The following is a 21,280-nucleotide window of genomic DNA, read 5'->3' as shown; positions in this document are numbered from 1 at the left end:
AACCTCCAGTTTCTTTTTTGTGATTAGCTTGCCTTCCTCTTTTCTTACTGACTATCTCCCATGCCAGTGTAGGTCCGTACATTTCCATAAATAGACGCTACATCATGTTTTCTTCCTTCAGAGGCCCACAAAAATCCACGGCGCATAATGAGTGAAACTTCCGGCATGGCAATGATATTAGCTTGATGGCCTAATGAACTATAAAACACATTTCCCAGACCCCAGCGTTTGGTCCATACTACAGGCATATCAACTGCTTTATTCGCTGCATGTGGGCCGTCAACAACCGGGAAGCGAGTGGTAGCTAATACTTCAACAGCTGGATCGTAGTGAAGGTAATATTGCTCACTAGTAACTTTAAAATCGGATAGACCTTCTAATAGTGGACTTGAGGTATGTTTGATGTTTACCGTGTATTCCACACCATCATTTCCAGGATGGGCGACCCAATTACCACCCGTCATAAATTGCCAGTCCACATTATTACGGAATGAGTCACACATTCCTCCATGGCACCCAGCTAACCCAACACCTGCTGCAACTGCTTCAGAGATATTTAAGACATACTTTCTTTCGATTTCACCCATCGTCCAGTGGGGTAAGATTAAATCCAAGGATTTTAACTTTTCCTTGTCTGCATAAGAGTCAAGTGAATGGGATACCTCTACTTGGAAGTTTTCTTCCTCAAGGATTCCTTTGAAAATTTCTGCTACCTGCTCAGGCTGATGGCCATCCCATCCACCCCAAACAATCAATGCACTTTTTTTCATGGTAAAAGCACTCCTTTATATTTTTTTAAACTTCAGAAATTCGGATCCATTGGCGTTTTTCAATCGATAAATCAACTGCTTCTAACACTTCCTGACACTTTACGCCATCACGGAAGTTTGGAACTGGCTGTCGCTTTTCTCGGAATGACTCCATAAGTTCAACAATTTCATGAATAAACGTATGCTCATAACCAATTGTATGACCCGGCGGCCACCAGTTTTCCGCATAAGCGTGCGAAGGGTCCGTTGCTAAAACGCGGCGGAAGCCTTGAACATCTTCTCGGTCCTCTACGAAATAAACTTGTAGTTCATTCATCCGTTCAAAATCAAAGATAACACTGCCCTTACTCCCATTAATCTCAAATGAATTTGTACAGCGGTGTCCAGCTGCAAAGCGAGTAGCTTCAAAGCTTCCTAGAGCGCCGTTAGCAAATCGAGCTAAAAATAGGGTAGCGTCATCCACTGTCACTGCGCCCTTTTCATTACTATCATTGCCTTTTGCTGATAAGCCCGTCATCTGAGAAGGAATTGGCCGTTCTTTAATAAACGTTTGGTTCATACCAATTACCTCGGTAATATCGCCAATTAGGTAGTGAGATAGATCGATTAAATGAGCCCCGAGGTCTCCATGAGAGCCGGAACCTGCAATTTCTTTCTGAAGTCTCCAGACACGCGGGAAGTTTGGATCCACGAGCCAATCCTGTAAAAAACAGGCACGGAAATGATAGATATTGCCGAGCCTTCCTTCGTCAATTAGCTTTTTTGCCAGCATAACAGCAGGGGCAAAACGATAATTAAATCCAACCATATGTTTGACTCCAGCAGCCTCAACGACATTAAGCATTTCTCTAGAGTCCTCCAATGTAAGCGCTAACGGTTTTTCGCAAAAGACATGTTTGCCTGCTTGTGCAGCAGCAATGGTTATTTCTTTATGTACATCACTAGGTGCATTAATATCGATTAAATCGATGTCATCTCTTACTAAGAGGCTTTTCCAGTCGGTGGTATATTCCTCCCAGCCAAATTGCTTGGCTGCAACTGTCACACCATTTAGGTCACGACCGCAAATAACCTTCATCTCAGGATGAACGGTATTTGGGAAAAAGAGTGGAAGATCCCGGTAAGCATGACTGTGTGCTTTTCCCATAAATTTGTAACCGACCATTCCAATTTTAATTTTTTCCATATCGTATCTCCTTTTGTGTGTCATTAAGAAAACTCTAATATCCATAAATCTATCATTTACAGGTTTGACACAACAAGTAAAAACTTATATAATCCTAGACAAAATTTACTCTCTACTGGGGATGTTCTAGTATGTTAATATATCAAGCACACCATTTTGATTACATATCAAACTATCATACATTGGATCTGAATTTTCCAAGCCATCTCCATCGTGGTTTTGAATTATTATTCCTTGTTGATGGAGAAATGGAAGTCATTATTAGTCAAAAAAGTCACCAGTTGAAAACCGGACAATTCTTACTCATATTGCCGTATGAAATTCACTCATTTATGACAAAATCACATTCTCGAGCCAACATTTGTATTTTTTCTCCAGACTATGTTCCGACATTTCAAAAGATGATAGAAAATAGTTCACTTGAAAATCCAGTTTTCAACCTATCATTGGAAGCGAATGCACTAATCTCTAGGGCAATATTCAAAGATAACCCAAATCTGCTAGAACAAAAAGCTAGTCTCTATTTATTATTATCAGAGCTAATGGGGCAAACCAGATTAATTAAAGGTGAAAAAGAAGATCCTGAGCTGCTCCATAAGTTGTTAACCTTCATTCAGGACCATTTTACAGAAACTATTTCTTTAAAAAGTATCGCTGGTACGTTAGGTTACAGTTATAACTATTTATCAAAGTATTTTAACACTCATATTAATATGTCTTTTGTGGATTTTTTAAATGAAACCAGAGTAAACTATGCTAGTTATCTATTAATCTATACAGAGAAAAATATTACTGAAATTGCTTTCCTATGTGGTTATGAAAGCATACGGTCCTTTAATCGCAACTTTGTAAAGATAAAATTATGTACTCCAAAAGAATACAGAGAAAAGGAGCCTCAGTCGTTTATTGATCTGTATCCTATCAATTAAATTACTTGATCCTAGATTCGACAAATTTCCGGTAAATACAACTAAAACAATATGTATTGACTAAAGAATACTAAAGCAGTACAATTAAATGAAATCGGTTTCATTAAACCTTCTTGGATGCAATGAAATCATTAGCGGTGGTGGATAGTTATGAAAAAGGAAAATATAACAATATATGACATTGCTAAAGAAGCTAATGTATCTCCAGCTACAGTTTCAAGAGTCTTAACCGGAAATGCAAAGGTGCGTCCACAGACAATGCGGAAAATAGTTGATGTGATTGAAAAATATAATTTTAGACCTAATAGCTTAGCAAGAAGCTTATTACATAAGCAATCGAAAACCATTGGATTTATCTTACCAGACATAAATCATCCATTTTTTTCAACATTGGTTCAAAAAAGTGAAGCATATGCATTGGAATTAGGATATACAACATTTTTGTGCAATACGATGAACAACTCAAAAAATGAATCGAAATACTTGCAAAGTTTAGTAGAAAAACAGGTGGATGGAATTATCTATCTTGGCGGTAGAATTAATGACACTGATACCGATCAGGAATATGCTGAAGAAATGAAGAAAGTAATGGAAAGAGTTCCTGTTGTTTTTGTTAATGGTCAAATGTCGGGGGTAGATGCCCATATTGTTAGAACTGATGAAGAATCAGGGGTTGAAATGCTGGTTGAACTTTTAGTGAATCTAAATCATAAAAAGATTGGATTTCTTGGCGGACTAGATGGTGTAAGTTCAACGGATGTAAAAAAGAATGCTTTTGTTAATGTGATGGAAAATAAAGGACTAAGTGTCAATAAAGGTTGGGTTTTGGATGCCGGATTTAGTATTGAATCTGGTGAAGAAGTTGCTGCACAATTCCTGTCTTTAAAAGAGAGGCCAACTGCGGTTATCTGTGCCAATGATTTAGTAGCGATTGGGGTAATAAAGGTCCTTACCAAATTTGGGTTAAAGGTTCCAGATGATGTTTCAGTTGTTGGGTTTGATGACATTTATTTAGCAAAGCATTTCCCTCCAGGAATTACGACTGTAAGCCAGAATTATGATCAATTGGGTCAAACTGCTATTAATGTACTAGTAGATTTAATTAATGAGAAAGAAGCAAAGAAAGAAACGGTAATTCCAACATCACTCATATTAAGAGATTCATGTAAATTATTTTCAGAAAAATGAAATAAAATATTGCGCGTTACCAAATCTTGATGTAGGATAATTATGAAATGGGTTTCGTTTTTTAGGAATATAAAGTTATAGTAATCAATTTTACTATAATAGATAATTATATTCCTTTGCTTTTTGATAGTTTTGAAACCGGTTTCATTATTTGATTAAGTTTATGAAAGTGAGGTAGTTTTATGTTCAAACTGATGAATAAATATAAATATTCTCCACCTAAAAATGGATATCCTGAGTGGAACAACAACCCCGAGATTTTTCAGTTAAATCGATTGGATGCTCATGCAACATTAATGCCTTACAGGACAGTAGACGAGGCATTAAAAGGGGAGCGAACTTCATCTGAATTTTATCAGTCGTTAAATGGAAAATGGAAATTCGCATTTTATGAGAATCCCCAAAAAAGGAATCAAGACTTTTTTAAGGGGGATTATGATGCTAGTGAGTGGGATGAAATAAAGGTTCCGTCACACTGGCAGTTACAAGGATATGATTATCCTCAATATACAAATGTTAGATATCCTTGGGAAGGTAAAGAAGATATAAAGCCGCCTTTTGCCCCAACAAACTACAATCCTGTTGGACAGTATATTAGGAGTTTTACGATTCCAGAGGATTGGAAAGGCCAACCGATTTATATTAACTTTCAAGGGGTAGAATCAGCTTTTTATGTGTGGGTGAATGGAGAAATTGTCGGATATAGTGAGGATACCTTTACACCTGCAGAGTTTGATTTAACACCATACTTAATTGATGGCGAAAACAAGATAGCGGTAGAGGTATATCGTTGGTGTGATGCGAGCTGGTTAGAGGACCAGGATTTTTGGAGGATGAGTGGAATCTTTCGGGATGTCTATCTATATTCGACTCCAGAAATTCATATAAATGATTTTTTTGTGACCACGGAGTTGGATCAGGAATATAAGGATGCTAAATTAAAAATCGAAGCAAAAATCAAAAATGTGTTTGAGGAGACAGTAATTGGCTATACCGTTGAAGCGATGCTTTATGACCATGAAAATAACCCTGTATTAGAGGACTCACTTCAAATAAAGGTGGACCTGGAAAATCAATCCTTCATTTCAATCTATGCTTCAACCAATATAAGTAATCCTTTTAAATGGAGTGCAGAAAGTCCATACCTATATACATTAGTTTTGATTTTGAAAGATGAAAGCGGAATCATTAAAGAAACGGAAAGCTGTAAGGTGGGATTCCGAACATTTGAAATAAAAGATGGTCTCATGAAAATCAACGGCAGACGAATTGTCTTCAAAGGTGTAAATCGTCACGAGTTTGCATGTGATAAAGGGAGAGCAGTTGATTACGATGATATGATTAATGATATTAAATTAATGAAGCAGCATAATATCAATGCCGTCCGTACCTCTCATTATCCGAATAATCCGTTGTGGTACGAATTATGTGATCAATATGGTTTGTATGTCATTGATGAAACAAATCTTGAAACCCACGGGACATGGAAGTATGGGCAGAAAGATGAAGGCGATGCGGTGCCAGGCAGCAAGGTTGAATGGCGGGAAAACGTCCTTGATCGTTGTAACTCAATGTTTCAGCGAGATAAAAACCATCCTTCGATTATAATTTGGTCGCTTGGAAATGAATCGTTTGGCGGGGATAATTTTATAAAAATGCATGATTTTTTAAAGGAGAATGATCCTACAAGAATTGTTCATTATGAAGGGATTTTCCACTACCGTAAATCAGAAGCAGCTTCGGATATTGAAAGTACAATGTATGTAAGTCCTGAAGGTGTAAAGAGATATGCCGAATATGCTAAGTACACGGATAATCCGAAACCGTACATTTTATGTGAATATAGTCATGCAATGGGGAATTCTTGTGGAAACCTTTACAAGTATACAGATTTATTTGAAAAGTATCCTATTATTCAGGGAGGATTTATTTGGGACTGGAAGGATCAAGCTTTGGAAACAACGACCAATGATGGTGTACCATACTTAGCCTATGGCGGTGACTTTGGAGAAACACCTCATGATGGGAATTTTTCAGGAAATGGTTTGATTTTTGCAGATGGTACAATATCACCAAAGATTATTGAGGTGAAAAAGTGCTATCAGAATGTCCGTTTTACAGCAGCTAATCTCCAAGAGGGGCTTGTTGATGTAGTAAATAACTATCTGTTTACAGACCTTCAAAAGTACGAACTCGTTTGGCAGCTCGCAGAAAATGGTTTGTTAATTCAAGAAGGTACCTCAGAAATAAAGGTAGAGCCATGCTCTACAAAAACGATTAAACTAGCCTACTCTATTCCTGAAGTATGTAAACATTCTGATGAATACATTTTAACTGTCAGCCTGCACTTGAAAAATAGCACAATTTGGGCAGATAAAGGTCATGAAGTTGCTTTTGAACAATTTGTGGTTCCAACAGTTAAAGCAATATCAGAAAGTATGCCTGTCAATCTGCCACAATCAAAAGTAATTCAAGAAGACAATTATGTAACAATTAGTGGTGACAGTTTTAAAGTTATTTTTAATAAAGACAATGGAACCCTAGATTCCTATAGTTATAATGGCATCCCTCTACTTGAGAATGAGGTAGGTCTAAATTTTTGGCGTGCGATGACAGATAATGACCGTGGGAATAAATTGCATGAACGCAGCTCAGTATGGAGAGAAGCTGGAAAGAATAAAGTTCTTACATCGTTTTTAGTAGATGCAAAGAGTACTTCGGCTACTGTAGTTACAACTGAATTCTCTTTACCGACAACCATGTCATCATGCAAGATTGTTTACACCATTATGGGTGATGGAGAAATAACAGTAGACTATCAGCTAGAACCAGGGGACGATCTTTCTGAGATACCAGAGGTTGGAATGATGACAACATTAGATGGCAGTTTTGATACCATCACTTGGTATGGAAAAGGCCCATATGAAAATTATTGGGATAAAGAGAAAGGCGCGAAAATTGGAATATATACTGGTAAAGTAAAAGATCAATATGTACCATACTTAAGACCACAGGAATGCGGAAATAAAACAAGCGTAAGATGGGCATTGGTAACCAATCAACAAGGGGCGGGATTAAAGATTTCTGGAAGCCCTACAGTTGAGGTGAATGCATTACCATACACTCCATTAGAGCTTGAAGAACATGATCACGGACATAAATTACCACCTACCGATAAGACGGTAGTAAGGATTAATTATAAACAAATGGGCGTAGGCGGAGATGACAGCTGGGGTCAAAAAACACATCCTGAATTCACCCTCTATGCAAATCGATGCTACTCTTATTCTTTTAAAATTAAGGGGATCGCTACTATAAAGGAGTTATAGTACTTTCTCAATGTGTTCATTATGACCCATGAGTCAAGAATTTTATTTGCCACTAGAAAAGAACTACTGTAATAAAGTTGGTGTGTTCCCTTGGATTGTTTATTATTTTTTCAAGGGAACATGTTAGAATGTCCTGAAACCCGTTTCTTAAATGCAGAAGAAATATCAAAAGTCTTTTGAAGATGTAATTGGAAGTGGATTTCAGAACAATGAGAAAATTCGATATATAGTATTTACTTTTATTAGTAACCTGAATATAATAAAAATATAGTAACCGCTTACAAAATAGGTATCTAAAGAATTACTAATGAAATAAAAAAGAAACTGCACTTTTTTATTTGGATTAATGAAACCCATTTCATTTGTCCTACTCAGAAAGTATCAGGCTATGGAAAGTGTGAGTTTTGTTGAAATAATTTTGAAACCCATTTCAATTATCTTTCTTTATAGGAAAATCTTTCATTGTTTAAGAGAGTTTTTTTTACATAGATAGATTAGTAATCTATTAGATCACTTTGGTATTACATTTTGTTAAAGCTGGTTGCTGCTCTCGTATCATAATCGTGTTGTTTAGGGGGGATTTATTTGAAAACCGTTACGGTGCAATCACACCAGACACCTATTGTTGAAACAAAAACGAAAGATACTGTATTTACAAGAATGTGGAAAAACCGAACCCTTCTTATTATGTGTTTGCCTGCCATTATTTTCTTCGCTGTTTTTGCTTACCTGCCAATGCCGGGATTATATCTTGCATTTGTAAACTTTGATTATTCACTTGGAATCTTTAAGAGCGCGTTCGTTGGCTTTGATAATTTTCGCTTTTTGGTTATGACGGGTGATTTATGGAAGTTAACGTTTAATACGATTGCTTATAATATTGCTTTCATCATTTTAGGTAATATCCTCCAAATAGCTGTAGCCATCATGCTTAACGAACTAAGAAATAAATGGTTCAAAAAGATATCCCAAACACTTATGTTTCTACCTCATTTTATCTCTGCCGTTTTAGTTGGACTTTTAGCCTATAACATACTTAGTTACGATTATGGCATACTTAATTCATTTTTAAAAATGGTTGGATTGGATCCAGTAGAGACTTATTCGAATCCTGCGATTTGGCCTTATATTATTGTCATTACGTTCCTATGGCAATCAACAGGATATGGATCGATTGTCTATTTCGCTGCAATCATGGGTCTTGACAAGTCTATTTTAGAAGCAGCAGAGATCGATGGAGCTAACGCTTTCCAGCGTATTCGATATATTATCCTTCCTTATCTTAAGCCAACCTTTATCATCCTGTTATTGTTCTCTCTAGGTGGAGTATTAAAAGGGAATTTCGGTTTATTTTATAACCTTGTTGGTGCGAATAATACCATGCTCTATCCGACGACAGATATTATTGAAACCTACGTGTTCCGAACATTGATGACGAATTTTAACTTCTCATTGGGAAGTGCGGTAAGTTTATATCAATCTATTTTGGGCCTCTTTATTGTCCTTACAGCCAACTGGATTGTGAAAAAGGTTTCACCAGAAAACTCTTTGTTTTAAAGGAGGAACGTTTGTATGGAAACAACAGCTAGACGTAATATAGATTTCTCTACAGTAATGGTTCGTATTATTGGGTATGGTTTTATTGGTTTTTTTGCTCTATGTTGTCTCTTACCTTTCGTTTTGATCCTGTCATCTTCCTTAACATCTGAGAGGGTTATTATGGAAAGCGGTTTCTCGTTATGGCCGAAGGAATTTTCTACTTTTGCCTATGAAATTGTTTTTAAGAATCCAAGACTTGTGATTGGATCCTATATGGTAACGATGATCATTACGGTTGTCGGAACTGCAGTAGGTTTATTTATTGTAGCCATGACAGGTTATGCCTTACAGCGCCAAGATTTCTTGTATCGAAATAAAATATCATTTTATATCTACTTTACCACTCTATTTTCAGGTGGACTTGTCCCGTTTTATCTCTTAATAACGCAGTATCTGCATCTTAAAGATAATTACCTGGCAGTACTGTTGCCTGGATTGCTGAGTCCTTTTCTCATCATTATGATGAAGGCTTTTGTAAAGTCGATTCCTCATGAGATTACGGAATCTGCGAAGATGGATGGTGCAGGTGATTTCACGATTTTCTTAAGAATTATTCTCCCAATGACTACCCCTGCCTTAGCGACAATCGGACTTTTTATTGCCCTGGGGTATTGGAATGAATGGTATAATTCAATGCTTTTCCTTTCACCGAATATGGAATATAGACCGTTACAGTTGTTTCTTTATAACGTGATCACTAGTGCTGATTTCATTAGAAATTCGGCTGCATCCGCCAATGTAACGCCGCAAGACATACCATTGGAAAGTATGAAAATGGCAACAGCCATTGTCGCTACTGGACCGGTTATTCTATTTTATCCGTTTGTACAGAAGTACTTTATTCAAGGTATTACAGTTGGTGCGGTAAAAGGGTAATTGAATATGATTAAGGAATCTTCCTTATTTCATAGAGAGTAACAATTAAAAAAGTTAAAAGGGAGGCAATAAAATGGTGAAGATAAAAAGAATCTTGGTATTATTTTTGGTTATGTTGTTGACTTTTAGTCTTGTGGCCTGTAGTGGCTCAAGTCAAACGGGTTCAAAAAACTCTGAATCTGGTACAAAGACAAACGCAAATGGTGAAGTTGATACTTCTAAAGAGGTAACCATTACCATGATGGTGTTGGGAGATAAACCGACCAACGGACAATTAGAAAAAGTGATGGAACAAGTAAATACAAAATTAAAAGAAAAAGCAAATGCAAAACTTCAGTTGAAATGGATCGAATGGGCTGATTATATGACTAAGTATAATTTGACTCTAGCTTCTGGAGAACCTGTTGATTTAATTATCACAGCTACTGACTGGTTGGATGCTTGGGGAAATGCACAAAAAGGTGCATTCATGGATATTACCGACCTGCTGCCTAAATATGCACCAAAGACATTTGAAGAAGTTTCCAAAGAAAGTTGGGAAGAAACAAAATATGATGGCAAAATTGTTATGATCCCTGAGAATTCTTATACTCAATGGGTTAACCATGGGTTTTTCTATCGCACAGATTGGGCAAAAGAATTTGGAATCACTGAACCTATTAAAGATTTTGAAACACTCGGTCAATACTTTCAAGGTATTAAAGATAATAAAAAGGGTGTAATTCCTTGGGATACACCAGGAACAAACGTTACAACTGCATGGGGTTATACAACTTCTTATTCCGATGCGATTGAACTTCCAATCACAACAGGTGTATTCCCAATTTATTGGGCAGATTCCTATGAAGATAAGTATACAGTTATGAGTCCTGTGTTCGAAGATGTGTTTGTTGACTATGCAAAGATGATGAAGGATTGGGCAGATAATGGCTACTGGCGTTCTGACGTGTTGAACTATAAAGGTGACACACGTGCTTTATTCCAAGCTGGAAAAACAGGTGCTGACCAGCACCACACAGAAACATTCTCAGGCTTACGTCCACAAATGGACGTGAAACAACCAGGTTCAGAAATCGATATGTTTGCTTGGTCGGATACACGTGACAACTTAGTTTCAATGTCGATTACTCACGGTGCTACAGCGGTGGGTGCTCACAGCAAAAACCCTGAACGTGCCCTTATGGTATATGATCTGATTCGTAACGATGAGGAGATTTACAAACTATTTAACTATGGTATTGAGGGAGTACAATACGAGATTGTTGACGGAAAACGTGCTCGTCCTGAAGGTTATGATGAAACAAAAGATGCATTCTCTGCTAACTTCTGGGGTGGTCGTGTAGACAAATTCGAAATCCCAAGTGCTGACAAATGGGAAGGAATGACTGAGATTTATGCGCAGTACGATACCATTAAAAAGCCTTACCCATATGGCCAATTTGTATTTGATAGTACTCCAGTAGAAGCTGAGCTTTCTGCCCTATCACAAGTGACTGCACAATTGGTACCAGCGATTGCATTTGGTAAAGCTGGAGATCCAGAAAAAGCTGTCAAAGATTTCCGTAAGAGATTAGAAGCAGCAGGGTATGAAAAGGTTCAAAAAGAAATCCAAAAACAAATGGATGAATATAAAAAGCTTGTAGAAGGTAACTAGTTAGAGAATAAATTACAAGAAAAGAGGGCTATCATATATTCTTGATAGCCCTTTATCTATCAGTCTGCCATTTCTAAGAAATTAGGATAATATTCTATCACTAATAGATAAGGGGTGTAAGTTGAATATGGTAAATGTAATAGCGAAAGAATGGGAATTGTCAGTTAAGAGCAGAAAGTTTAACTTTGATTGGAAATTCTTAAAAGGTGATAATCCTGATGCATTTAAAATTCAGTTTGAAGATTCAGATTGGCGTATAGTAGACCTGCCACATGATTTTAGTATTGAAGGTCCCTTTAAGAAGGAATATGCAAGTTCAACAGGATATTTGCCAGGAGGAATTGGTTGGTATCGGAAGGAATTTATTGTACCTGACAGCATAAAGGGAAAGAAAGTGTTTATTCAATTCGATGGCATTTATAAAAATAGTGAAGTGTGGATAAATGAACAATTTCTTGGTAAAAGACCTTATGGATACAGCTCATTTCAGTATGACTTAACCCCATACTTAAACTTCGAAACACAAGAAAATGTGATTGCTGTCAAAGTAGATCACACCGATTTTGCTGATTCTCGCTGGTATACAGGGTCTGGCATTTATCGAAATGTTTTCATCAATTTGACAGATCACTTGTACATTAAGCCTTATGGTATTTTTGTCACAACTCCAAAGATTACACCATCAGAAGCAGAAATCCACATTCAATCAAGTTTGAAAAATGAATATAATAACGAAGCTACTTTCCAAATTGAACATCAAATTAGAGATGCTTCAGGCAAGAAAATAATAGACTGTTCATCTGTCGAAATCATTCCAGCAAATGGTGAACAAGACTTTTCTCATTCTCTTTTCCTAGAACAGCCAAATCTCTGGTCACCGGAAAATCCGAATTTATACAGTGTTGAAACGAAGGTGATAAAAGATGGGGAAGTCATAGATAGTGAGAGTACCCCACTTGGTGTTCGATCTTTTCATTTCGATGTGAACTCTGGATTTTATCTTAATGGAAAGAATATTAAGATGAAGGGTGTCTGTATCCACCATGAGGCAGGCTGTCTTGGAGCGGCTGTTCCTGAAAAGGTCTGGTATAGACGTTTGCAACTATTAAAAGAAGCTGGTGTAAATGCGATTCGAATGAGCCATAATCCTCCTGCACCAGAGTTACTAGATATGTGTGATTCTTACGGGTTTTTAGTCCAAGATGAAGCATTCGATGAATGGGAACATCCTAAGAACAAATGGGTAGAGGGTTGGAATAAAGGCGAGCCGTCACTAGATGGATATGCCTCCGACTTTACTGAATGGGCAGAGATAGATTTGAGGGATATGGTATTAAGAGACCGGAACCATCCATCGATTGTTTTTTGGAGTATCGGGAACGAAATTGATTATCCAAATGATCCATATTCACATCCAGTACTAGGAGACCGTTACAAACCTGACAAACCGGATGCAAAGGAAATGGGTGATATTTCGAAAAAGCTGGCAAAGGTTGTAAAGCAATTTGATCCGACCCGACCTGTTACAGCAGCACTGGCAAGTGTCATTATGTCAAATGAAACTGAATTTACAGATTCCCTTGACGTGGTTGGCTATAACTATCAAGAGTTCCTTTATTCTGAAGACCATAAAAAATACCCTAATAGAGTGATTTATGGAAGTGAAAACGGAAGGCATCACGATGCATGGCTGGCAGTGGCAAATAATGACTTTATATCAGGACAATTTATTTGGACAGGGATTGACTATTTGGGAGAAGCTCGGGGATGGCCGATTCGTCATGCTACTCCTGGATTACTGGATCTTGCTGGATTTAAAAAACCATTGTTCCATTTCAAGCAAAGTGAATGGTCCGATAAAGACATGGTCCATATCGGCTTGACTCCCATTAAAGAAGAGAATCCTGATCAAGTTAACTGGGACCATCAGGTTATTTGCCACTGGGATGGGGATAAAGGAGAAAACGTAAGGGTCGCTTGCTGTACAAATTGTCCTGAAGTGGATTTAATTCTAAATGGTGAATCTGTTGGGGTCAAAAAACGTGAAGACTTCCCAGCTGGAACCATATATTGGGACATTCCATATTCCAAGGGTACGTTAAAGGCGGTAGGTATAAGAAACGGAAACATTTCTTGTACACATGAATTAAAGACAGCCGATAAACCTGCGAAGTTACAGTTGCACTCGGATACAATCACTCTTAAAGCAGACAAAGAAGATGTGGCACATATAGAAGTGAATATCCTTGATCAAGACAATAATCTTGTTTACAGTGCAGAAAATGAAATCCATTGTAGCATCGAAGGACCTGGTGAAATTATTGGGATTGAATGTAGTAACCCAGTAAGCCATCAAGATTATAAAGCAAACTACCGTAAAGCATTCCATGGGAAATTATTAATCTATGTGCAAGCGAATGATCAAGTAGGGACGATTACTTTAAAGACTACTTCTGAGGATTTGGAAAGTTGTGCTGTAGTTATCGAGGTTAAATAAAAGCTTTAGGGACTCCGGGTACTGACGATTTGAGTTGATAGCCGGAGGTGTTATTTCGTTAAAAATAATAAGGCAGGAGATGAATGTATGCCGTATAATAGCGCGTCTGATACTTTGAATCCCAAAAAGGGGCACCGACTTAAAGATATTCCTGCACACGACCCTTATGTTTTAGTGCATAAAGAAACGAATACTTATTATATGTATACAACAGGAATTCCACAATTAACAGATTTAGAGAGAAATGGAGTTCTGGTGTATAAGAGTAAAGATTTAATAGATTGGGAAGGTCCGTATGTTGTTTTCGAGATTCCTGATGGAACCTGGGCACATCAACAGCATGGGACATGGGCTCCAGAGGTTCACCATTATCATGGCAAATATTATCTGTTCGTTACGTTACATAATCAAGATAGCATTCTAGCAGAACCGCCGGAGGTTTGGAAAACCACACATCTTCGTGGTACAAGTATCGCGGTATCAGACTCGCCAGAAGGTCCGTTTGAATTGATAAAAAAAGATGGTCCAGTGCCACCTCGAGACTTCATGACATTAGATGGAACCTTGTATGTGGATGAGGATGGAAAGCCATGGATGGTCTATTGCCATGAGTGGATTCAAGTTATTGATGGTACGTTTGAAGCAATCCCATTGAAGAGCGATTTATCCGAAGCAGATGGTGAACCACTACACCTTTTTAAAGCCTCTGATGCACCATGGCTTAATGCTGAAATAAAGCCTAGTGTGAAGCCTTTAAATTATGTATCAGATGGGTGTCAATTATATCGAACAAAAGGTGGTCACCTTGTTATGCTCTGGTCGAGCTATAGCAATGGAAGCTATGTCCAAACAATTGCTAGATCTAAGTCTGGTAAGCTAGCGGGGCCGTGGGAACAATTGGAACCATTAGTTGCTGGTGATAGTGGACACGGCATGCTTTTTAAAACATTTGAAGGTGCTTGGATGCTTATTCTTCATCATCCATTCAGTACACCTGAATCTCGAGCAAAGATTTATGAAGTAGAGGAAATTGTGGATAGTTTTAAGGTTGTTAGACCTAGAGTTGATCTACATAGTTAAATGAATAAATAGAATAGCATTCAAAAAGTCCTCTAAGTTTTGGAGAGGACTTTTTATTAATCTGCTCGTTTTCAACAATCTAGTGACTATTTACCTCAAGTTGCCGATTGTCCATCAATAGTATTTTCCTCTGAAGTATTTTGTTGGATTTGAACAATATTAGTAAATACCTTATTGTATGCAGCGAATGCAAGAAAAGATATTGCCGCGCCGGTGAAGAATGGCAGCAAAAATGTTAATTTCGTAAAACTAACATATAAGATGACAATACTAGATATTGCAAGCCCAATCGAGTAAAGTGGGTTAGCAATCGATAGAATGAATACATTTTTTAATCCTTGTCCGAATTTCGTATCTATATGCACTGTATGGGCAAAAAAGAAAAGCGTAATAAGTAACAACCAAACCATGAGGAATAAAAATAAATAACTAACTAAGTGAATGCGGGTTTGGAAATAATAATAGTCAACGACAACTATGGTCCAAAGAACTGAAAAAATCACTCCACCCACAAGACTCCTCTTATAATTTTCCTTATAGTATTTCCAAAAGAATCGAAAAATTGGCACTTCTTCTTTCATAACCCATTTTCTAACAATACCAAACATAGCAGTAGTTGCAGGGAAAAAAATAAATGGTACCAGCACAGCAATAGTCATGATCAGAAAGCTTATTTCCCACATCTCTTTAACTGTAAATAAAGATAGTGTAAGGTACGCTATGGGGAAGTTAAACAAAATCCATAATAGATTTATACCAGCAATCTTTGCAGTCCACTCAAAAACGGGATTAAAACGTCCAAATATAGTATACATTTTTCCAACTCCAGACCAATTATGTTGAAAGATAATAGAAAGATAGATAGTTAGAGGAAATACCTATGTAAGCACCTTCATTATACCATATACTGATGAAGATAAATTATTTGTTGTGTCAGTTAGATAGTAAAAAAGATATGCCTATAATGAAGGCACATCTTTTTTACATACTTTCATATAAAATAATAAAATTCTACATGTGTAATACTTTTTTGTTATATGGACGAAATTGTCTTTCAATCTTCGAATTTAGGAATCCAGTTACCGTGTGCTTCAATTAAATCATCGCACATCGCAATGATATCGTCCATTGATAATTCAGCGGCCGTATGAGGGTCCAGCATTGCTGCCTGATAGATATGTTCTCTTTTTTTCGTTACCGCCGCTTCAATTGTTAAAAGCTGTGTATTGATATTTGTACGGTTAAGGGCTGCTAGCTGTTCTGGAAGATCTCCTACATAGCATGGAGTGATTCCGCTGCGGTCAGCAACGCATGATACTTCAACTACAGCTTTTTCTGGTAAATTACTAATTAAGCGACCCGTATTTAGAATGTTACCACCAAATTTAAATGGAACATTCGTCTCAATTGCCTCAATAATACGGGAACCATATTCGTGAGAACGGGTATGGGTAAGCTGTGCATTGTTGACCATCTCGTCGCGCATTTTGTCCCAGCGTTCAATTTGCTCTACACAACGACGCGGATACTCATCCAGAGGGATATTGAATTTCTCGATTAAATGCGGATAATTTCGTTTAATGAAATACGGATGGTACTCAGCATTATGCTCAGATGATTCCGTAACGTAGTATCCGAATTTTTCCATTAATTCGAAGCGGACCATATCATGATGTTTTGTTTGTTGTTTTTCTTTCGCACGGCGTTTAATTTCCGGATATAAATCTTTTCCGTCGCGTTTGATTTCAAGAAGCCATGCCATATGGTTGATACCTGCGATTTTTTCTTCCACTCCTTCATGTTCCATTCCTAAGGATTTGAACAGGTGCTCGGTACAAATTTGTACGCTATGGCATAATCCAACTGTTTTTACATTTGTATAGCGAAGCATGGCCCCTACTAATGTTGCCATTGGATTAGTGTAATTTAAAAAAAGGGCATCCGGACAAACTTCTTCAATATCCTTGGCGAAATCCAACATAACCGGAATGGTGCGAAGCGAACGAAAAATACCACCAATCCCGATTGTGTCAGCAATTGTTTGACGAAGTCCATATTTTTTAGGAATTTCAAAATCTATAACGGTGCTTGGTTTGTAGCCGCCAACTTGGATCGCATTAATAATGTATTTTGCTCCTCGCAATGCTTCTTTACGATCTGTATACGCTTTCACTACTATGTTTGCCTGTAGGCTTTGTTTTAAATTGTTTAACATATTTTCCGAGTCTTTTAAGCGTTGCTCATCAATATCAAATAATGCGAACTCGAAACCAGCTAATGCCGGAACATGTAGGCAGTCACCAAGAACATTTTTTGCAAAAACTGTACTTCCTGCTCCAATAAATGTGATTTTTGACATAAATTTACCTCCTGTAAAGTGAAAGTGGGACTGCCTATTGAACTTCTAATAGGATAAAAAATTGTTTTAAGCACAACCTAACGTCCCATATTCATCTTTGTTTTTTTGTTGTTATAATAATAGTAAGTTGTTTATATAAGAACCTCAATGGTAAGTTAGTGTGATTGGAGGGTAATATATTGTCTTTGGATTATAGGGGGAAACATGTGAAGGATTATGGAACGTATGGTTTTCGTTTTCAAGATATGCTCCCTAACGATGTGGCAAACATTTTCTCGCTTGGCCGAGAAGAGAAAATGCCAGGTGCAGATTATGATTGGGATGGGTTAAAGCGGAAGGATGTCGGCACATATGTCTTTCAATACACTCTGTCAGGATCGGGAAAGCTTGATATAGCGGATAAAAGTTATTCAGTGGAGGCAGGGGAAGCATTCATTGTCGAGATTCCTAGCGATCATCGCTATTACTTTCCAAAGGATAGCGATGGATGGGAGTTTATGTTTATTACATTAGTGGGTCGAGAAGCAGCCGATTGCTGGCGGTTTATGAAAGAACAGAACGGCCCTGTTTTGAAGGTGCCTCCGGATTCAAAGCTAATCCAGCTAATGCTGAAAATCTATCAAGACACATATGATCAAAAAATTACCGATACATATTACGCTTCTGCTAAAGCTTATGAGTTTATTATGGAGTGTTACCGTTTCATCAGGAATATTGAAAAAGCAACGAACGGTTTCCCTCTACAGATTACTAAAGCGTTATCCTTTATCCAAACACATTATCATGATCCGATTACACTCGACGAAATAGCGGCCGTATCCGGTTTCTCGAGATATTATTTTATTAAGCAGTTTCAACATCAACTAAATATGACACCTGTTCAATACCTTACCAAAATCAGGATTCAAAAAGCGGCGGAGCTTCTTCGTTCAACAAGCTACTCTATTACAGACATTGCAGCCCAGCTAGGGTATGCAAATGCCAACTATTTCAACAAAGTATTCCGCAAGGCGGTTGGTGTATCCGCCGGGACGTTTCGTAATAGTAAAGACGTCGTTGGAATTGATCATTTGATTATTGATTAAGCTGTGGAAGCTATTACTTATACAGATGGTAAAAGAATTTCATCTAACGTATTGGTGTCCACAGGAAATCCTGCGTATTGTGCCTAATAAGAAGGAGCTTGACGCTGACGGTCAGACATTAGTACATGCAGTTATAGAGGTAATCGATGAGTTTGGTAGATTGGTGCCGACTGCTGAGCTGAAGACTTATGCACGTGTTTAAGGGGCAGCAACTCTAGCGGTATTTGGTTCTGGTAAAACCGCAAAACAACTGGTGGTATAAGAATTCATAGGCAGAGAATTTCCGGCTAACTACCCTTAATAAGACAAAATCCAAAGTTTTGAATAAGATAACCGGAAAAACTTACCTTATTATTAACGATATATGGGTATTTTCCAAATTAGCCGGAATCCTTCCGTTTATTTTTCAAACACAGTGAAATCAACATTCAGATATATGATATTCAAAAATATCAACTCCCTATTGAAGGTTAAATCTAAAATGATTTTACATGTTATAATAAGAATTGGGTCTTATCAAATATCTACATTTTCCTTCCAACATTCTGCAATGATTTATATTCTTTTCAACCCAACCGTTTTCACAATTCATAAGGGAGGTGCTTTGCTAAAAAAGTGATATTAATAATGAAATAATGGCACTAAACAGGAAATTGAGATTCAATTCCTCTTAAAAATTGTCCCCTGAGACTACTCATATTTTTTTAACTTCTACATTGATATAAATGATAAGTACCCGCCATAAAATAGGAAGCATTATTAAAAAAATTATTATTTATTCATGGGTGGTGGACGAAATGGAAAAACAAATATTAGATTTGTTAGTAAAAATGGATGATAGACAGCATAAAATGGAGGATAGACTTGAATCTATCGATAAGAGACAGCAAAAAATGGAGGATAGTCTTGGATCCATAGGTGTCAGACAGCAAAAGATGGAGGATAGTCTTGGATCCATAGGTGTCAGACAGCAAAAGATGGAGGATAGTCTTGGATCCATAGGTGTCAGACAGCAAAAAATGGAGGATAGTCTTGGATCCATAGGTGTCAGACAGCAAAAAATGGAGGATAGTCTTGGATCCGTAGGTGTCAGACAGCAAAAGATGGAGGATAGTCTCGGATCCATTGGTGTCAGACAGCAAAAGATGGAGGAAAAACTTGATTCAGTGTATGAAACCGTAAAGAGGATAGAATCTTCTCAGACCGAAGATGTAATTAGTCTGTTGAAACTACAGAAAAAGACAGTCGATTTCGAAGTAGACTACGTTAACAACAAATTAACTGAGATGGATAAAAGAATTTTTAACCTTGAAAAAAGAGTTGAAAATTAGTTTTTTAAAATAAGTACTCGACATTTTGGTGATAATTTTCAGTAGAATCATTTAATTGCTCATAAAGAAATCGTCCCTTTTTAAAATGTTGTGTAGTAACTTCATTTTACTAAAAAGACGATTTTTTTTTGCTATTTTTCTTATCAATTTTACTCATGATATTCTTTCGGGAGATTCCTTTGCTGTTTGATCTTTATTCTTCATTTGTTCCAACTGAAAAAACATCCACAGTATTAAACCTGCCATTTTTTATAGAATCCTATCCATTAATATCCCTAATTCATTCGCTATGACCTTGGGAGGAGAGGGCATCGCATCTTTTATCCATGATTCAAAATTCCTACATAAGCATTTGCAGGTATTTCTCCTGATCGAGTTGCAAATGTTGTGGCATTCGCGATTGATCAGCCAGAAGATACGAACATTAAAAGTTTTCAATTGGACCAACAAGTCAACCTTGGTAATAGGTTCAATGTCCGAATAGTAAATCATATAAATAAAGCCCGAAAGTTTTAGCTTTCGGGCTTAACATCATTGATTAATTTGATTAAATTCTACCTTCAAGTATTTGCTTTCGATAGTGTACAGCTGTAAGTAATTTATAGCCTCTAAGTTTCGGAATCATGTTATCAAGTAGTCCGATGGCCACTTCCTTTTCGCCATAGTAAACAGCTTTGTCGACTTCCAGTATGTTTAAAAAGAAAATGTCCGATATTTTCCTTTTATTCTTGTTGAATGCTTCCTCGTCGCCTTCATTGATCGCGATATCGGCCAAAGCGTACCACTTGGACTTATGTCCTGCCATTTGTGCAAGCAGTTCTTTGGCTTGCCTGTATTGTTTCCGCTCCATTAAAAGCATCAATTCAGTGCCTTGTTTTTGCTTTTTAGAACGGATTTTCCCCATTACTTGCTCCGCCGCCGAAAGGTCTCCTTGAAGAAAATAGTAAAGGAATTGCATATAGGGTGCTTTGGACTTTTTTAGGTAAGCCAATATCTTTTCGGCATCTTTTCCAAATAAAATCGGATTTCGTAACAAAATCAAGACAATAAAAACAATCACCACGACATACATGATCCAGATTGGTAACTGGAAAAATCCCATCAAAAAAGCAATCAGCACGACAACTAGCAAAAACCAAATCATAAAATCCTCCGACAACATTTTTATTCCTTATTTTACCACGTTTTTCCCCAGTGATTTAAATAATTGTATAAAATGATAGGAGATATCGTGAGAAATAAAGTACAGGTCTCAATCTGAAATTAGGCATATATGGAGGACAAGGTCTACAATTATTTGATAACAGTGATTATTTTGCTCTTTCGTTAAAACCCACGGGAAATTTAATATTCCGTGGGTTTTTTATGTGCTTTTGTTTTCTTACTAAAGCAATCAG

16 protein-coding genes and 1 pseudogene are annotated in these 21,280 nt (G+C 37.2%); 12 read left to right on the top strand and 5 right to left on the bottom strand.

Annotated features, from left to right (window positions below; all coding sequences use genetic code 11):
- Positions 1 to 44 precede the first annotated feature (44 nt).
- Together ABC255_RS21260 and ABC255_RS21255 are read right to left on the bottom strand one after the other, a co-directional pair.
- Positions 45 to 770 carry a ThuA domain-containing protein gene (locus tag ABC255_RS21260; RefSeq protein WP_412996677.1) on the bottom strand — a complete coding sequence of 242 codons (726 nt, stop codon included), beginning with the start codon at positions 768 to 770 and terminating at the stop codon, positions 45 to 47.
- A 25-nt stretch (positions 771 to 795) separates the two neighbouring features.
- Positions 796 to 1,956: a Gfo/Idh/MocA family protein gene (locus tag ABC255_RS21255; protein ID WP_412996675.1), complete on the bottom strand. Its 1,161-nt coding sequence runs from the start codon at positions 1,954 to 1,956 to the stop codon at positions 796 to 798.
- A gap of 131 nt (positions 1,957 to 2,087) precedes the next feature.
- Here ABC255_RS21255 and ABC255_RS21250 point away from each other — a divergent pair, with 131 nt between their 5' ends.
- The 8 genes from ABC255_RS21250 (at position 2,088) to ABC255_RS21215 (ending at position 15,108) form a co-directional block, all read left to right on the top strand.
- A complete protein-coding gene (locus ABC255_RS21250) occupies positions 2,088 to 2,885 on the top strand; it encodes a helix-turn-helix transcriptional regulator (protein ID WP_412996673.1) in 798 nt (265 codons plus the stop codon).
- A gap of 150 nt (positions 2,886 to 3,035) precedes the next feature.
- A complete protein-coding gene (locus ABC255_RS21245) occupies positions 3,036 to 4,073 on the top strand; it encodes a LacI family DNA-binding transcriptional regulator (RefSeq protein ID WP_412996671.1) in 1,038 nt (345 codons plus the stop codon).
- A gap of 182 nt (positions 4,074 to 4,255) precedes the next feature.
- Positions 4,256 to 7,402, top strand: coding sequence for a beta-galactosidase, LacZ type (gene lacZ, locus ABC255_RS21240; RefSeq protein ID WP_412996670.1), 3,147 nt, complete (start codon positions 4,256 to 4,258; stop codon positions 7,400 to 7,402).
- 660 nt (positions 7,403 to 8,062) lie between these two features.
- The gene (locus ABC255_RS21235) at positions 8,063 to 8,959 is read left to right on the top strand and encodes an ABC transporter permease (protein WP_412998608.1); all 897 of its coding nucleotides are present in this window, start codon (positions 8,063 to 8,065) and stop codon (positions 8,957 to 8,959) included.
- Between the two features lie 15 nt (positions 8,960 to 8,974).
- Positions 8,975 to 9,877 (top strand): carbohydrate ABC transporter permease, encoded by a 903-nt coding sequence (locus ABC255_RS21230; protein WP_412996668.1) that lies wholly within the window; start codon positions 8,975 to 8,977, stop codon positions 9,875 to 9,877.
- A gap of 73 nt (positions 9,878 to 9,950) precedes the next feature.
- On the top strand, positions 9,951 to 11,531 hold the full coding sequence (locus tag ABC255_RS21225) for an extracellular solute-binding protein (RefSeq protein ID WP_412996666.1): 1,581 nt from the start codon (positions 9,951 to 9,953) through the stop codon (positions 11,529 to 11,531).
- A gap of 127 nt (positions 11,532 to 11,658) precedes the next feature.
- On the top strand, positions 11,659 to 14,028 hold the full coding sequence (locus ABC255_RS21220; RefSeq protein WP_412996664.1) for a glycoside hydrolase family 2 TIM barrel-domain containing protein: 2,370 nt from the start codon (positions 11,659 to 11,661) through the stop codon (positions 14,026 to 14,028).
- A gap of 87 nt (positions 14,029 to 14,115) precedes the next feature.
- Positions 14,116 to 15,108 (top strand): glycoside hydrolase family 43 protein, encoded by a 993-nt coding sequence (locus ABC255_RS21215; protein WP_412996663.1) that lies wholly within the window; start codon positions 14,116 to 14,118, stop codon positions 15,106 to 15,108.
- A 95-nt stretch (positions 15,109 to 15,203) separates the two neighbouring features.
- Here the strand turns inward: ABC255_RS21215 and ABC255_RS21210 are convergent, their stop codons facing one another.
- Both ABC255_RS21210 and melA read right to left on the bottom strand, forming a co-directional pair.
- A complete protein-coding gene (locus ABC255_RS21210) occupies positions 15,204 to 15,923 on the bottom strand; it encodes a YesL family protein (RefSeq protein WP_412996661.1) in 720 nt (239 codons plus the stop codon).
- 239 nt (positions 15,924 to 16,162) lie between these two features.
- Entirely contained in the window at positions 16,163 to 17,467 is a 1,305-nt protein-coding gene (melA, locus tag ABC255_RS21205; protein ID WP_412996659.1) for an alpha-glucosidase/alpha-galactosidase, read from the bottom strand.
- A gap of 206 nt (positions 17,468 to 17,673) precedes the next feature.
- On the opposite strand from melA, the gene ABC255_RS21200 reads away from it, so the two are divergent.
- The 4 genes and pseudogenes from ABC255_RS21200 to ABC255_RS21185 all read left to right on the top strand — a co-directional run.
- A complete protein-coding gene (locus tag ABC255_RS21200) occupies positions 17,674 to 18,552 on the top strand; it encodes an AraC family transcriptional regulator (RefSeq protein WP_412996657.1) in 879 nt (292 codons plus the stop codon).
- Positions 18,545 to 18,754, top strand: coding sequence for a hypothetical protein (locus ABC255_RS21195; RefSeq protein ID WP_412996655.1), 210 nt, complete (start codon positions 18,545 to 18,547; stop codon positions 18,752 to 18,754). The genes ABC255_RS21200 and ABC255_RS21195 overlap by 8 nt, the downstream gene beginning before the upstream one ends.
- Positions 18,755 to 19,349: 595 nt before the next feature.
- Positions 19,350 to 19,883: a hypothetical protein gene (locus ABC255_RS21190; RefSeq protein WP_412996653.1), complete on the top strand. Its 534-nt coding sequence runs from the start codon at positions 19,350 to 19,352 to the stop codon at positions 19,881 to 19,883.
- A 357-nt stretch (positions 19,884 to 20,240) separates the two neighbouring features.
- Positions 20,241 to 20,347 (top strand): annotated as a pseudogene (locus ABC255_RS21185) (oxidoreductase); the annotation flags it as partial.
- Positions 20,348 to 20,430: 83 nt separating this feature from the next.
- Here ABC255_RS21185 and ABC255_RS21180 read toward each other — a convergent pair.
- Positions 20,431 to 21,027, bottom strand: a complete 597-nt coding sequence (locus ABC255_RS21180) for a hypothetical protein (RefSeq protein WP_412996651.1) — start codon at positions 21,025 to 21,027, stop codon at positions 20,431 to 20,433.
- Between the last annotated feature and the right edge of the window lie 253 nt (positions 21,028 to 21,280).

The sequence above is a fragment of the Neobacillus canaveralius genome (genome assembly GCF_047237705.1).
GTDB lineage: Bacteria > Bacillota > Bacilli > Bacillales > Cytobacillaceae > Neobacillus > Neobacillus niacini_K.
Note: the sequence above shows the minus strand (reverse complement) of the source record. Positions and strands in the feature narration are given on the sequence as shown.

Excerpts from the sequence above, each read along its gene's own strand:
- ABC255_RS21250 (WP_412996673.1), top strand. The coding sequence starts at position 2,088 with ATGTTAATATATCAAGCACACCATTTTGATTACATATCAAACTATCAT.
- ABC255_RS21260 (WP_412996677.1), bottom strand. The coding sequence starts at position 770 with ATGAAAAAAAGTGCATTGATTGTTTGGGGTGGATGGGATGGCCATCAG.
- lacZ (WP_412996670.1), top strand. The coding sequence starts at position 4,256 with ATGTTCAAACTGATGAATAAATATAAATATTCTCCACCTAAAAATGGA.
- ABC255_RS21210 (WP_412996661.1), bottom strand. The coding sequence starts at position 15,923 with ATGTATACTATATTTGGACGTTTTAATCCCGTTTTTGAGTGGACTGCA.
- ABC255_RS21225 (WP_412996666.1), top strand. The coding sequence starts at position 9,951 with ATGGTGAAGATAAAAAGAATCTTGGTATTATTTTTGGTTATGTTGTTG.
- ABC255_RS21245 (WP_412996671.1), top strand. The coding sequence starts at position 3,036 with ATGAAAAAGGAAAATATAACAATATATGACATTGCTAAAGAAGCTAAT.
- ABC255_RS21255 (WP_412996675.1), bottom strand. The coding sequence starts at position 1,956 with ATGGAAAAAATTAAAATTGGAATGGTCGGTTACAAATTTATGGGAAAA.
- melA (WP_412996659.1), bottom strand. The coding sequence starts at position 17,467 with ATGTCAAAAATCACATTTATTGGAGCAGGAAGTACAGTTTTTGCAAAA.
- ABC255_RS21180 (WP_412996651.1), bottom strand. The coding sequence starts at position 21,027 with ATGATTTGGTTTTTGCTAGTTGTCGTGCTGATTGCTTTTTTGATGGGA.
- ABC255_RS21190 (WP_412996653.1), top strand. The coding sequence starts at position 19,350 with ATGGAAAAACAAATATTAGATTTGTTAGTAAAAATGGATGATAGACAG.
- ABC255_RS21230 (WP_412996668.1), top strand. The coding sequence starts at position 8,975 with ATGGAAACAACAGCTAGACGTAATATAGATTTCTCTACAGTAATGGTT.
- ABC255_RS21235 (WP_412998608.1), top strand. The coding sequence starts at position 8,063 with ATGTGGAAAAACCGAACCCTTCTTATTATGTGTTTGCCTGCCATTATT.
- ABC255_RS21215 (WP_412996663.1), top strand. The coding sequence starts at position 14,116 with ATGCCGTATAATAGCGCGTCTGATACTTTGAATCCCAAAAAGGGGCAC.
- ABC255_RS21220 (WP_412996664.1), top strand. The coding sequence starts at position 11,659 with ATGGTAAATGTAATAGCGAAAGAATGGGAATTGTCAGTTAAGAGCAGA.